The 14763-nt window shown below is 54.3% G+C and carries 12 protein-coding genes; 7 read left to right on the top strand and 5 right to left on the bottom strand.

The genetic code is table 11. The features are described 5' to 3' along the window. The first annotated feature begins 1 nt into the window (after nt 1). From Q1K76_RS10360 to Q1K76_RS10345, 4 genes are all read left to right on the top strand, one after another. On the top strand, nt 2-844 hold the full coding sequence (locus Q1K76_RS10360; RefSeq protein ID WP_300133129.1) for a FimB/Mfa2 family fimbrial subunit: 843 nt from the start codon (nt 2-4) through the stop codon (nt 842-844). Nucleotides 845-942: 98 nt separating this feature from the next. Then, the gene (locus Q1K76_RS10355) at nt 943-1824 is read left to right on the top strand and encodes a fimbrillin family protein (protein WP_300133127.1); all 882 of its coding nucleotides are present in this window, start codon (nt 943-945) and stop codon (nt 1822-1824) included. A 27-nt stretch (nt 1825-1851) separates the two neighbouring features. Continuing rightward, complete coding sequence (locus Q1K76_RS10350; RefSeq protein ID WP_300133126.1) at nt 1852-3462, top strand: fimbrillin family protein; 1611 nt, start codon at nt 1852-1854, stop codon at nt 3460-3462. A 22-nt stretch (nt 3463-3484) separates the two neighbouring features. Next, nucleotides 3485-5176, top strand: coding sequence for a fimbrillin family protein (locus Q1K76_RS10345; protein ID WP_300133124.1), 1692 nt, complete (start codon nt 3485-3487; stop codon nt 5174-5176). A 497-nt stretch (nt 5177-5673) separates the two neighbouring features. Here Q1K76_RS10345 and Q1K76_RS10340 read toward each other — a convergent pair whose 3' ends face one another. Both Q1K76_RS10340 and Q1K76_RS10335 read right to left on the bottom strand, forming a co-directional pair. Continuing rightward, nucleotides 5674-6324, bottom strand: a complete 651-nt coding sequence (locus tag Q1K76_RS10340; RefSeq protein WP_087409544.1) for a carbohydrate-binding family 9-like protein — start codon at nt 6322-6324, stop codon at nt 5674-5676. Between the two features lie 10 nt (nt 6325-6334). Further along, the gene (locus Q1K76_RS10335; protein WP_087409543.1) at nt 6335-6979 is read right to left on the bottom strand and encodes a LysE family transporter; all 645 of its coding nucleotides are present in this window, start codon (nt 6977-6979) and stop codon (nt 6335-6337) included. Nucleotides 6980-7280: 301 nt separating this feature from the next. On the opposite strand from Q1K76_RS10335, the gene Q1K76_RS10330 reads away from it, so the two are divergent. Next, the gene (locus tag Q1K76_RS10330; RefSeq protein ID WP_300133121.1) at nt 7281-7487 is read left to right on the top strand and encodes a hypothetical protein; all 207 of its coding nucleotides are present in this window, start codon (nt 7281-7283) and stop codon (nt 7485-7487) included. A 232-nt stretch (nt 7488-7719) separates the two neighbouring features. Here Q1K76_RS10330 and Q1K76_RS10325 read toward each other — a convergent pair whose 3' ends face one another. After that, complete coding sequence (locus tag Q1K76_RS10325; protein ID WP_300133140.1) at nt 7720-8922, bottom strand: MFS transporter; 1203 nt, start codon at nt 8920-8922, stop codon at nt 7720-7722. Between the two features lie 15 nt (nt 8923-8937). Further along, nucleotides 8938-9264, bottom strand: coding sequence for a multidrug efflux SMR transporter (locus Q1K76_RS10320; RefSeq protein WP_300133119.1), 327 nt, complete (start codon nt 9262-9264; stop codon nt 8938-8940). A 156-nt stretch (nt 9265-9420) separates the two neighbouring features. Between Q1K76_RS10320 and Q1K76_RS10315 the strand changes: the two genes are divergently transcribed. Next, the gene (locus Q1K76_RS10315) at nt 9421-9984 is read left to right on the top strand and encodes a Crp/Fnr family transcriptional regulator (protein ID WP_300133117.1); all 564 of its coding nucleotides are present in this window, start codon (nt 9421-9423) and stop codon (nt 9982-9984) included. A gap of 161 nt (nt 9985-10145) precedes the next feature. On the opposite strand, the gene Q1K76_RS10310 is transcribed toward Q1K76_RS10315, so the two are convergent. Beyond that, nucleotides 10146-10643, bottom strand: a complete 498-nt coding sequence (locus Q1K76_RS10310) for a mobilization protein (protein WP_300133115.1) — start codon at nt 10641-10643, stop codon at nt 10146-10148. Between the two features lie 426 nt (nt 10644-11069). On the opposite strand from Q1K76_RS10310, the gene purL reads away from it, so the two are divergent. Continuing rightward, a complete protein-coding gene (gene purL, locus Q1K76_RS10305) occupies nt 11070-14762 on the top strand; it encodes a phosphoribosylformylglycinamidine synthase (protein ID WP_300133112.1) in 3693 nt (1230 codons plus the stop codon). The last annotated feature ends 1 nt before the right edge of the window (nt 14763 follow it).

Genomic DNA, 14763 nt, shown 5'->3' with positions numbered 1-14763 from the left:
CGTGCTGCTCTCTTCCTGCGTGAAGGACACGCTCTATGACACGCCGCACCCCGACTACGGAAAGATTGCGGTGACAGCCGACTGGTCGGCCCGCGGTGAGGGCATCGACATACCTGCCACATGGACGGTCAACATGGGCGACTATACGGGTACGGAGACTTCCGCCACCCATGCCCCCGACCATCTGTTTGCTCCGGGCAGCTACACCCTTGCGGTGTGGAACCCGGCTGAAGGAATCACGGTAAGCGGTACCACCGCCACCGTTGCCGCAGCCACGGGAAACCGGGCAGGCATGGATGCCTTTGTGAACAATACTCCGGGATGGTTCTTCACCTATACGGAACAGTTGAGCATCGAGAAAGACAAGGACTATCCGCTGACCGCCGCGATGAAGCAGCAGGTGCGCGAGCTGACGCTTGTCGTCGAACCGACGGGTGATGCCGCCGGACGCATCACGGAGATTGTTGCCCATCTGACGGGTGCAGCCGGAACACTCGACTTCGCAACCGATACCTACGGAGCCGCTTCGAACGTCGTGCTGCCCTTCACCAAGATAACCGAAGGTGATGATGCCGGCAAGTGGAAAGCCACGGTGCGGCTGCTGGGTGTGACCGGCACGGAACAGCTGCTGACGGGTGAAATCCGCTATGCGGACGGCAACCCGGCCCCCACCACACTGAAAAGCGACCTTACGGAAGCTCTCAAGGAGTTCAACACCGGAAAGGGCGAATCGCTGACCCTCGGCGGAACGCTGGTCGAGACTCCCGAAGGCATGGAAGTGGACGGAGCCGGAATTACCGGCTGGGAAGAAGTGAAAGGTGATGATGTAAATGCCGATTTGTAAATAATTAGCAAACCGAACGCAGAAGCAAAGCTGGCTTTGATTATGCTGAGGTGCAGTAATTATTGAAATGGAATTTAACAAATAAAATGACAGATATAATGAAAACAAGACATTTTGCACTCGCAGCCCTCGCCCTCGCACTGGCAGCCTGCAATAACGACAACGAGATTCTGAACAATGACGGTCCCGTGGCCGCCCGGTTTATCGCCGACATCGCCCCCGCCACCCGCGCCAGCGGAACCGCCTGGGCGGAACGTGACGAGATAGGCATCTCCGAAAGCCGCTTCGGCTACACCAACGTGCCATACCGGTGGGAAAGCGGGAAGTTCACACCGACAGGAACCATTATCTTCTTCCAAGATGATGACCCGACCACCTTCTCCGCCTACTATCCTTACAATGCGGCAGGCGGAACGCTGACTGCCACCACCGATGTCACGGCGCAGCAGAACCAGCCCGCCATCGACTTCCTCTATGCTACCGGCGCCACTGCCAGTACGCACAATCCTGAAGTGAACTTCACCAACAACTTGTCCACGGGAGGCACGGACTGTTCCTTCCACCACTGCATGAGTCAGATTACGCTCACCTTCAAGGCAGGAAGCGGTGTGGACTTCAATACCATCAAACCCACCGGCTACACACTCTCCGGACTGGTGCTGGAGGGCAGCTTCGACACCACCACCGGCACGGCAGAAACGGATGCGAACGCACAGACAGCCGACCTTACAATGGAACTGGACGGCGCACTCACCTCGTCGGTCATCCTCTTCCCGCAGTCAACGACAAGTATCGAACTGAGCGTGAACTACAACAGCCAGCCCTACACCGCCACGCTCACCATTCCCGACGGCGCACTGAAAGCCGGCAACAACTACACCTACACCGTCACCGTCCGCAACAAGGACCTGAGCATCAGCTCTGCCACTATCAGCGACTGGAACCCGGTGAACGGCGGCAATGTGAACGCAGACCTTTAAGTATATCATTCCTAAAAGACTAAGAATATGAACAACAGACTTCCATTGCATATACTGTCCGCAGCAACCGTCCTGCTTTTTGCAGCGACCGCCTGCACACAGGACGAACTGGCCGACGACAACCGTCTGCCCGAAGGCGAATATCCCGTAGTCATCCGTGCCACCGGATTGTCCGTAGAGGCAACTCCGCAGGCAGCCCCATCCACCCGTGCCACCGTGGACGGCGACTGGCAGGGCGTACAGACCGTGGCACTCAAGATGGGCGACGCGGTAAAGGAATACACCGTAACGGCTACGGATGCCGACGGATACAAGAGCGCCACGCTCTCATGCGAGAACGACCCGCACTACTGGACCAGCCGCGACCCGATTACCGTATCGGCATGGTGGCCCCTCGACGATACAGACATCACACGGATGCCTGCCGTGAAGGTGGTCGAAGACCAGAGCAAATTGGCAGACTTCCAGAACAGCGACTTCATCTCTGCTGAAAACCAGACGGTAAAATTTGACGACCCGAAACTCACCTTTACCCACCGCACGGCACGCGTGGCAATCGAACTGAAGCCCGGCACAGGATTCACGAGCGTGGACGGTGCCACAGTGAGCCTCGTGAGCCTGTCCACCGATAACGGCAACCCGACCGCCATCCAGACCTACCACGCAAGCGGCAACAGCTACGAGGCACTGACCGCCCCGCAGACCGTTGCGAAAGGCGAGCCGTTCATCCGCGTGGAACTTGGCGGCGGCAACTTCTACTTCCGCCCGCAGAACGACGTCGTGCTGGAGGCGGGCAACCGCTATACCTACACCGTCAAGGTGAACGCCACCGGCCTGACGCTGGCAGGCTGTGAAATCGGCAAATGGGACGACGGCGGCGGCGAGAACGGCGAGGCTGAGGAGTTGGACTATATCTACGACAGCAACACCAAGACCTACACCGTTTACACAGCCGACGGCCTGCTGGCATGGGCGGAAGCCGCACAGAGCGACCTCAGCATCAACTGCACCCTGACTGCCGACATCGGCCTGACGGGCAAGACGTGGACGCCGATAGGTAATGGCTCCATGTCTAAATACGGTTACCAAGGCACCTTCGACGGACAGGGACACCGCATCACGGGGCTGGCCATCACTACGGACAATCTGTACGGTGAGATCGCTGCATTGTTCGACGGTATCGGCGGCAACGGCGAGGTGAAGAACCTGCAACTGGTGGATGTGGACTACGATGTGCGGCAAAACGGTGCGGCCGGCGGCATAGCAAATGCCAACTACGGCACCATTACTGCCTGCTCCGTAAATGGAGATATTACTGCAAATAGCGGTGATGTCGGTGGCATTGCGTCTATCAACCACGGTAGCATTATTGGCTGTTGGTTCGATGGAAATTTAACAACGAATTATGCTAATGGCGGCATCGCTGCTTACAACTATAGCACCATCACCGCCTGCTTCTATGGCGGAAACGCCGGACATGGAGCAAATAATCAAGGAGGAACGGTAGGTGCCACGAAGGTGGAGGGTACGACCACTTGGCAGGACGCTGTCGATGGCATGAACGCCGCCCTCACCGGCAACGACTATCAATGGAAACTTGGCACGGACGGCCTGCCCGTACTGCAAAAGAAACAATAACAACCCCTAAACAACACGCATCATGAAACGAACAACCATCCATATATCCGCAGCCCTCGCCCTGCTGCTCGCCCTTGCCGCCTGCACGCAGGACGAAGCGGGCTTCCTGCCGGAAGGGGCGGAAGGCACACCCATCGTCTTCACCGCCACGGGGCTGAACCCCGCGGCGACCGCCACCGCCGGTACCCGTGCCCCGGTGGACGGGAACTGGGAGGGCGTGCAGAGCGTGGCAGTCCTGATGGGCGGCACGGTGAAGGCGTACGACGTGACGCCCTCCACCGCCGACAACACCGGCGCCACGCTGACCTCCACCGACCCGCACTACTGGACTAACCACGATGACATCACCGTCACGGCGTGGTGGCCCTACACCGAGGGCGAGACCACCCCGCCTGCCGTGGTGGTAAGAGCCGACCAAAGTTCGCCGACTGACTTCGAGGGAAGCGACTTTATTTCCGCCGAGAACCAGCCGGTGAGCTACGGCAACCCCACGCTCCGCTTCACCCACCGCACGGCGCGGGTCACCGTCATCCTGACGGACTACACCGAGGAGCAGATGTTCGTGCGGCTGACAGGCCTCTCCACCGAGAATGGAAACCCGGCTGTAATCGCCCCGTATGACAAGGGCGGCGACACCTACACCGCCCTCGTAGCCCCGCAAAGTGTGGCAGCGGGCACGGCCTTCATCACCTGCGCCTTCAACAACGGCAAGACCTTCGCCTACCGGATGCAGGGGGCTGCCGAATGGAAAGCGGGCGAGGAATATACCTACACCGTCTCCCTCGCTGCGGCAAAAGACCCGGGATACACCATAGAGGGCGACGGCAGCTACACCGTCACCACCGCCGATGGGCTGAAAAATGTAGCCAAGCTGGTGAACGAAGAGGGCAAGACCGACATCAACATCACCCTTGACACAGACCTCACCCTGACGGGAGAGTGGACGCCGATAGGCAGCTATATAAACTATACCTATACCGGATATACCGGTACATTCGACGGCCAAGGCCATACCATCTTTGGACTTACAATCAACCAGGTAAGAGATGCTGTAGGATTGATTGGGTGTATAGACAAAGGTGGTATAGTGAAGAATGTGAAGCTGAAGGATGTGAATATAACCGGTGACGGCTATTTCGTCGGTGGTGTTGCAGGAACAAATTATGGCACAATAGAAAATTGTTCGGTTGATGGCACTTTAACAAACAATAGACATTACCTCGGTGGTGTGGTTGGAAATAATTATGGTAGTATCATAGGCTGTTCATCGTCGGGAACAATAACGGGTACCAGCCCGAATGTAGGTGGGATAGGCGGACAATCTGTAGGTGGAACTATCATGGCCTGCTACTCCGTAGCCAATATAAAAGGAAGGAGCAGTTCTGGCGGAGTGCTTGGACAAACGAATAGAGAAACGGTCGTTATAGCCTGTTATCACGCCAAGGGCAATGTTACAGGTGAACAGTCTCGGATGATAGGCGGTGTGATAGGATGGAATTATGGTAAAGTCACCGCTTGCTACTGGGAAAACAATCAGGGACAAGGCATCGGCGACAATCAGGGCAGCACCACCATCGAAACCACCAAGGTGGACGGCACTGACGTTACCTGGCAGAAAGCTGTTGCCGCCATGAACACCGCCTTGCAGAGTGCAGGCTCAGAGTGGCGTTACGAACTCACCGGAGCATTGCCTACCTTGAAGAAAGAACAGTAAACCGTCGGGCGTCGTGTCACCCCGCACAGCGATGCGGGGTCCAGAGAGGAAAGGCGAGGCATTCATTTGCCGGTATTCCTGGATTCCGCATCAAGTGCGGAATGACCGGGAGGGTATTTCTGGATTCCGCGTCACACCGGGTCACCCCGCACAGCGATGCGGGGTCCATTGGTGGGTATTTCTGGATTCCGCGTCGCACCGGGTCACCCCGCACCACGATGCGGGGTCCATTGGCGGGTATTACCTTTGCCAGTATTCCTGGATTCCGCATCAAGTGCGGAATGACGTGAAGCACCGCGTCGTAGCGCGGTATGACCAGACCTCCGCGTCGTAGCACGGTATGACGTGGTGCACCGCATCAAGTGCGGAATGACGTGAAGCACCGCAGTATGACGAGGGAGTGCGGAATGACGGGACGGCGGTATTCAACCGATAAAAAAAGGTATCCCCTCACGACAGAGAGAATACCTTATATCTATCTTAGAAAAAACTCTATTCTATTTGAACCGCAGTTCGCCGAAGTATTCGGGGCGATGGAAATCGGGTTTCTCGACCGGAATGGGCGACCAACTGAGGTAGTGCGGCAGCGACGAGCCGTCGGCACATTTGTAGAAGTTGGCAGCCACGGCCTCGGGCAGATGTTCGCCGTCGAGACCCACGAGGTCGAAAGGAATAGCCACGAGCAGCTCCCACGAGAAGAGCCCCTCCATCTCGCGGAAAGGCTTGTTACCTGCCGACGCGTAGCGTTTGATACGGGCCATCTTCTCGGGCGAGAAGTGCTCGGCGTCGGAGCGGCTGGTGCGACGGGCGGCCAGAGCCGTGCCGATGCAGTTGAATTCGAAGTTGTAATAGTATTTTTCGCCGGGAATCTGCACGAAAAACTCTACGCAGCTATCTTGCCACACCGGCGAGTTGTCGGTGCTGTTGACAGCCAGCAGGTAGTTGCCCCGCACGAAATAGTCGATATAGAGATACTCCTTGTCGCGGGCAATCGTAAACGATACAATAGGTTTATAGGGAAATTCATTGGGCCAGTCGACACAGTCGATAGCCTGTCGCACACCCTGAGTCTCGAGCACCTCGGAGACTTGTGCCAACGGTTTGTCGCTCAACCCGGCGACAAAAGGTACTTCAATAACTTTTTTCATGATGTTTATCTTAATGTAATATATAATCTTTTATCCCCCACACAAATCCGAAAACAGACATGACGATGATGATGATACCGATAGCGCGGTTGATAAACCAGATGCTGCGCACATTGAACCGCGAACGCACTTTGTTGATGATATACGTGATGAAAAACCACCAGCCCACCGCCCCGACGAGTATCGAAAGATACCCTACAACGTGATGCCACAGTTGCGACTCGGGCAGGAAAAAGTTGAAACGGGCAAACAGACCTATATACAGGAACAGAATAAGCGGATTGGAGAAGGTGAGCAGGAAGGCGGTAATGAAATCTTGCGTATAGGAATTGATCGACGAGTTGGCTTTGCGGATATTCTTCGCCGGGTTCTGCCGGTAGAGATAGAGGCCGAAGCCCACCAGCACCAGGCTGCCCAGAATCTGCAATACATTCTGATTGGCTTCGATAAAATCGATAACAATCGACATACCCAACCCTGTGAGCAGGGCATATATCAGGTCGGACAACGCGGCTCCCAGCCCCGTAACGAATCCCGACCAACGCCCCTTGTTGAGCGTGCGCTGGATACACAATATTCCTATCGGCCCCATAGGTGCCGATACCAATATGCCGATGGCCAATCCTCGAATAATCGTATAGAGCGCTAAATTCATACAGTCTAAAAACTATCCTATCCCGCCGGGAAAATTCCGGCAAGGGAATGCAAAGATAATGCAAGACGGGGGTAGAAACAAATTTATTTTGCTCCCATCTGTTTCTGCACGTTCGTTGCTCCTCTGGCAAATATACAAGATTATGTTAGAAAATTACCATTTGTTTTATCGATTTTTATCTGAGAAGTGCAGGATTTCCTCTACCTTTGACTTTCGAAAACGACATTATCATTTTTTAATGGCTTCGCAGCATGAACAACCTGCTTGTGATACTCGAAAACCTGCTTACCGATTAGAGCTTATGAACGACAAAAAAGAGAAACGTCCACGCCTCGCCCGCTACATCGCCATAGGTATGCTGCTGGGCCTTTCCCTCGGGGCGGGCATGAAGAATATCCCGGCCGGCATGGGCATAGGCCTTGCCCTGGGCATGATGTTTTACCAACTCTCCTCCAAACCCGACCAGAGGAAGGAGGACAAAAGGAAAAATAACGACTTGACCGATTAAAGTCATTCCCCTCTTTTTGCGAGGATATTCCAGAGATTTTCCGTAAATCTGTATAAGGAATATACCTACTTGAATTTAAGAGAGTTATAAGAATTACCTTGTTTTCGGGTAATGAGTTGGCAACTGTTCCTATTGCCGTGGTCTGCATCGCTTTGCTTGTTCGGGAAACTCTTACGGTACAAAGGTATGAAAAATATTCAGACTGAAAGGATCATTCCAAAAATTATTTTAGTCAGAATATTGAGCATTCATCCTTATGCAGTCTTGGTTGGAAGCAATTAACGAACAAGGAAGCCACGGTAAAGGCAACTCCTACTCCTACCACGCCTGCCCATCCGTAATGTTGCCAAAACAGACCTGAAACGAACGTACCAGCAGAACCGCCCAGAAAGTAGATGGTCATATAAACGGTATTGACACGGTTGATGGCGGATGCGTCAAGGGAGACCACGCTGGTCTGATTTGACAAATGGATGCATTGCATTCCTGCATCAATCAACAGGATAGCGACTATCATCCACACATAGCTGGCATTCCCCCAAAATGCCAAGAACCATGCAGCCAAGATAACACATCCCCCGACAATGGAGAAGAACCTTGCGCCATACTTTTGGATATAGCCGCTGATGAATACAACCGTAGACGCACCTGCCAATCCGCACAAACCGAGTGCGCCGATAATATCGTCATCCGCAAAGAATGGCTCTTGCTTCATCCGGAAAGCAAGGCAACTCCACAACGCAAAGAACGAGCCATAAGCCAATGCCGCCCTCAACGAAGCGATACGCAAGTACGGGTATTGGAAGAGCAGGCGCAACAAAGATTTCATCAGCCCTGCATAGCTTTCTTGAGAACGAGCAGGCAGAACGGGAAGCATCTTGTAAATCATAAGAAAGCATCCGAGCATAAACACACAAGCCACAAAATAGACGGAACGCCATCCCCACATATCAGCCAGGAAACCACTTAACACCCGTGAGCCAAGAATGCCTATGAGCAGACAGGACTGTATAATCCCCACGTTGCGTACCTTGTGTGCTGGTGCTGAATGGAAAGACACCAACGGGATGAAGAACTGCGGCATAACCGAAGATGCTCCGGCAAGCAAGGATGCGCCCCACACCCAATAGATGTTAGGGGCAAGTGCTATGGCAAGCAATGCGCACGATGAAATGATATAATTGGTCAATATCAGCTGCTTTCGTGAAACCAAATCGCCAAGCGGAATGACAAACACAAGTCCGACTACATAACCTATCTGGGTCAATGTCGCAACCATGCTGGCAGAAAAGTCGCTTACCCCAAAATCCTTTGCCATGCTGCCCAACAAAGGCTGGTTGTAGTAGCAGTTGGCAACGGAAAGCCCGGTAGCGACTGCCATCAGAGCCAGCAGAGGTGCCGGAATGCCGTGGTTTTCTCTCAATTCATATTTCATCATTTATTCCTCCTTTCAGTATGACACAACTTTCAATCCAATCAAGGAGGCAATGAGCGTGAACAGGAAGAAAAGACGTATGGGAGTGGCCGGCTCTTTGAAAACGAATATCCCAATCAAGACCGTGCCGACCGCTCCGATACCCGTCCAAATGGCGTATGCCGTGCCCAAAGGCAAAGTCTGAACCGCTTTGGCAAGTAATGCCATACTCAACACGGTAGATGCCAAGAAACCGCTCCCCCACAAATAAAATTCAAGTCCTGATGCCGCTTTCGTTTTACCCAAGCAGAATGTGAGGCTCACTTCAAACAATCCTGCAAAAAATAAAATTATCCAATTCATACCTATGATTTATTAAATTCGGGTGCAAAATTAAGCAAGTAATTTCTAACCGTTTTTTACATTTGGTAAAAACGGATTTTGCATTTGACAAAAAACAGCCGTTAGCAGCTGTTTCTGTGCGCTATTTTATAATTTTGCACCATAACAAAATGACTTATGGATATAAAGGAAATCATCAACCTGAGATATGCCATGCCGGATGCGTCTTTGGACAAGTTGCGGCAATGCCTGACGGAAGTTTCCTATCCCAAAGGCTTCCGCGTGCTGGAAAGTGGCAAGGTGGAGAAGGACATCTTTTTCATCAAGAAAGGCATTGTCCGCGCCTATACTTCGGTGGACGGAAAGGACATTACCTTTTGGGTCGGCAAGGAAGGGGCGACTCTCGTTTCCATGAAAGGATACGTGAACGATGAGCCGGGATATGAAACGATGGAGCTGATGGAGGATTCTGTCTTATATGTATTGGAAAGGAAAAAACTGAAAGAGTTATTCTTGGAGGATTTGCACATAGCCAATTGGGGGCGGCGTTATGCGGAAATGGAACTGCTTGCCGCCGAGGAACGGCTGATTTCCATGTTGTCAGCCGTCGCCTCGGAACGGTATCACGAGTTGTTGGAGAAAGAGCCTGATTTGTTACAGCGGTTGCCGTTGGGAAGTATCGCCACCTATTTAGGCATCACGCAGGCAAGTCTGAGCAGAATTAGGGCACAAATAAAATGACGTTTCAACCAACTGAGGATAGCAAGCGGTTTTGGTCTGCCCCAAACACAAACTTGCTATTCTTCCGTTGGTATTGTTTATAATCCCATGCCCTTGCCTCTCCTAAGCGGTTCAACCGTCCTTTTAACGGATGAGAACAGCCTGCCAAACTGCTCCTTGAACTACTCGCCAATCAGTTGCCCGTTGATGGCAAGTGCAAGCTTAGACTTGTCTTTCGGGTCTTTTACCACTTGGAAGCCTGCTTCCTCGGTCGTGAACTTCCGCCTGTGCTCTTCCGAATAGAGCTCGCCCTCGTAGAACAGCGGTTTGCCGCTGATGAGCGTGGCAGTCTGCCTTTCGTTGAAGCCGACTTTAAGGCAGAGCTTCTCCATATACACCAACTCTTGGAACAGCGGAAACCACTTCTTGGCTTTCTGGATAATGGATTTCAGGAATGACACTTCCTCTTGGTGTGCCGCTTCCTTGTCCGCCATTTCCCTGCGGTACTTGGCTTGCAGTTCCACCAATTGGCGGCTGTGTTCCTCCTGCTGCCGCTCCATCTGCTTTTGCAATAATTCGATACTCTCGTCACGGGCGGCAACCTCGCCTTGCAAGGTTCGATTGTCGGCTTCCAACTCTTTCAGTCTGCCGCTGCCCAAAAGAGAACCTACTTTTGCCACGAGTGCCGCTTTCGCCTCGATCTTAGCGGCTTCCAGCTTCTCCGTCTTGATTTCTTTCCGTATTTCATCAAACTGCCATTCCGCCCATTGCTATTCTACTTATTACTGCTGCTCATTGGTTTCAAGCTCTCCCGTATACCTTATAGACCGTTCAATATTAAACGGTTGTAACATACCACACCAAACTCATACGCCACATTATTGCTTCGCCATACAGAGCATAATTGTCATAGCTAACCAACTTTCTCGGGATAACACAACAATCCACAAATTCGATTCCATCCATTTAAAAGTCATTCCCCTCTTTTTGCGAGGATATTCCAGAGATTTTACTTAATTTTGCTGCCGAAACCCATAGATCTTTTTCCCTGCCTCCTTTCAAGAGAGGAGCGGGAACACAACCATACCACTAAAAAACAAGACATAATGGTCATTCTTTTCAAAACCCCCGTTCAAAACATTATCGCGGTCGAGGCCGACCATGCCTTTTCGGCCGAAGAGACCCAAAAGTTATCCTGGCTTTTCGGAGAGGCCGAGCAACTCGCACAGCCCACGCTGTCGGGTTGGTTCGTAGGACCGCGCAAAGAGATGATTACCCCGTGGAGTACCAATGCGGTAGAGATTACGCAAAACATGGGACTCACCGGCATTACCCGCATCGAGGAGTTCTTCCCGGTCGAGAACGACCAGGCCGAGTTTGACAAGATGCTGCAACGACTCTACCACGGCATCGACGGCCAGATTTTCGAAATCGACAAACGTCCCGACCCCATCGTCTACATTGACGACCTGGCTGCCTACAACGAGCAGGAGGGGCTGGCCTTGAGCTCCGACGAAATCAACTACCTCAACGAGCTGAGCCGTAAAATCGGCCGCAAGCTCACCGACAGCGAGGTATTCGGGTTCTCGCAGGTGAACTCGGAGCACTGCCGCCACAAAATCTTCAACGGAGTGTTTATCATCGACGGAGAGGAGAAAGAGAGCTCGCTCTTCAAGCTCATCAAGAAGACATCGGAGTACAACCCCAACCGCCTGGTATCGGCCTACAAGGACAATGTGGCTTTCAATGCCGGCCCGGTGGTCGAGCAGTTTGCCCCGGTGAATCCGCAACAACCCGACTTTTTTGAAATCAAAGACATAAAGACCGTCATCTCGCTCAAGGCCGAGACGCACAACTTCCCCACCACGGTCGAGCCCTTCAACGGTGCCGCTACCGGTACGGGTGGTGAGATTCGCGACCGTCTGGGCGGTGGCCGTGCCAGCTTGCCTATTGCCGGTACTGCCGTATATATGACGGCCTATCCCCGCACCGAAGAGGGCCGCGAGTGGGAAGAGGGGGCCATGGCTCCCCGTCCCTGGCTCTACCAGACGCCCGAGCAGATATTGATCAAGGCGTCGAACGGTGCTTCGGACTTCGGTAACAAATTCGGACAGCCCCTCATCTGCGGCTCGCTGCTCACCTTCGAGCATGCCGAGAACGGCAAGAAGTTCGCCTTCGACAAGGTAATCATGCTGGCCGGCGGTGTGGGTTTCGCCAACATGCGCGACGCCCTGAAAGGTACCCCCGTTCCCGGCGAGAAGGTCGTGGTGATGGGTGGCGACAACTACCGCATCGGTATGGGTGGCGGCGCCGTTTCGTCGGTCGAGACGGGACAGTATGCCAATGCCATCGAGCTGAATGCCGTACAACGGGCCAACCCCGAAATGCAGAAACGTGTATCGAACGTGATACGTGCCATGTCGGAAGCCGACGAGAACCCCATCGTCTCCATCCACGACCACGGTGCCGGCGGTCACCTCAACGCCCTCTCGGAACTTGTGGAGGAGACGGGTGGTGTCATCGACATGGACAAGCTCCCGGTGGGCGACCCCACCCTCTCGGCCAAGGAAATCGTAGGTAACGAGAGTCAGGAGCGCATGGGTATCGTCATCCACGAAGAAGATATTGACCGCATCCGCCAGATAGCCGACCGCGAGCGCGCCCCCTTCTACGTAGTGGGCGAGACGACCGGCGACCACCGCTTCGTATTCCGTCAGGCCGACGGGGTGAAACCCATCGACCTGGCCATGGACGACATGTTCGGCAAGGCACCCCGCACGGTGATGACCGACCACACGGTTACCGAGACGTACGAAGATGTAACTTACAACCAGGCTCAGCTCGACGAGTATGTAGAGCGTGTGCTCCAGCTCGAGGCCGTAGCCTGCAAAGACTGGCTCACCAACAAGGTAGACCGCTCGGTAACGGGTAAGATTGCCCGCCAGCAATGCCAGGGCGAGATTCAGCTGCCGTTGAGCGACTGCGGTGTGGTTGCACTCGACTACCGCGGCCGCGCCGGTATCGCCACCTCGATAGGCCATGCCCCGCAAGCTGCCCTGGTAGACCCGGCCGCCGGTTCGGTACTCTCGATTGCCGAAGCGCTCACCAATATCGTGTGGGCTCCGCTGGCCGAGGGTCTCGACAGCGTATCGCTGAGCGCCAACTGGATGTGGCCCTGCAAAAACGAGGGCGAAGATGCCCGCCTCTACCGCGCCGTTGAGGCTTGCAGCGACTTTGCCTGCTCACTGGGCATCAACATCCCCACCGGCAAGGACAGCCTCTCGATGACTCAGAAATATGGCAACGACAAGGTATATTCGCCGGGCACGGTCATCATCTCGGCCGGAGCCGAAGTGTCGGACATCCGCAAAGTGGTTTCGCCCGTGCTGCGTACCGGCGTCGACAGCACCGTCTACTACATCGACCTCTCGTTCGACCGGCTGAAACTGGGCGGTTCGGCCTTTGCCCAATCGCTCAACAAGGTAGGAAAAGAGGTTCCCACTGTACAAGACAGCGAGTATTTTGCCGCCGCCTTCAACGCCGTGCAGGAGCTGGTAAAGAAAGAGCTGATTCTGGCCGGTCACGACATCTCGGCCGGCGGTATGATTACCACACTGCTCGAAATGAACTTTGCCAATACCGAGGGCGGTCTGGAAGTATCGCTCGACGAAATACCCGAAAAGGATCTGGTGAAGATTCTCTTCAGCGAAAACCCGGGCATCCTCATCCAGGTAGAGAAGTGCGAAGAGGTAGAGAAGATTCTCAAACACGCCGGTGTCGCCTTCATCAAGCTGGCCCGTCCCTGCGAAGAGCGTCACCTGCTCATCCATAAGGATGGTGCCGACTACCAGTTCTTCATCGACCACCTGCGCGACGTATGGTTCGAATCGTCCTACCTGCTCGACCGCAAACAGAGCGGCGAAGAGGCTGCCAAGGCCCGTTTCCTCAACTACAAGGAGCAACCCCTGCAATACAATTTTGCCCCGTCGTTCACCGGCACGCTGGCCCAGTATGGCATCTCGGCCGACCGCCGCACCCGCAGTGGCGTGAAAGCCGCCATCATCCGCGAGAAGGGTGTGAACGGCGACCGCGAAATGGCCTACTCGCTCTACCTGGCCGGCTTCGACGTGAAAGACGTGCACATGACCGACCTCATCAGCGGCCGCGAAACCCTCGACGACGTGAACATGATTGTATACTGCGGCGGTTTCTCGAACAGCGACGTGCTGGGCTCGGCCAAAGGTTGGGCCGGCGGTTTCCTCTGGAACGAGAAGGCCAAGGCTGCACTCGACCGCTTCTACAGCCGCCCCGACACGTTGAGTCTGGGTATCTGCAACGGCTGCCAGCTCATGGTCGAACTGGGCCTGCTCACCCCCGACCACGCCGAGAAACCCAAGATGCGCCACAACGATTCGCACAAGTTCGAATCGGAGTTCATCGGACTCACCATCCCGCAGAACAACTCGGTGATGTTCGGCTCGCTCTCGGGCTCGAAGCTGGGCATCTGGGTAGCTCACGGCGAAGGCAAATTCGAATTGCCGTACGACAAAGAGCGCTACCACATTGTGGCACAGTATACCTACGACGCTTACCCGGCCAACCCCAACGGTTCGCCCTACGCTATTGCCGGTATCGCTTCGGCCGACGGCCGTCACCTGGCCATGATGCCCCACCTCGAACGGGCTATCTTCCCCTGGCAGTGCGGCTACTATCCCGCCGACCGCCGGAACGACGAGGTAACCCCGTGGATCGAAGCCTTTGTCAACGCCCGCAAATGGGTAGAACAACACACCAAATAAC

It is taken from the genome of uncultured Barnesiella sp., from assembly GCF_946496565.1.
GTDB classification, from domain to species: Bacteria; Bacteroidota; Bacteroidia; order Bacteroidales; family Barnesiellaceae; genus Barnesiella; species Barnesiella merdigallinarum.
Note: the sequence above shows the minus strand (reverse complement) of the source record. Positions and strands in the feature narration are given on the sequence as shown.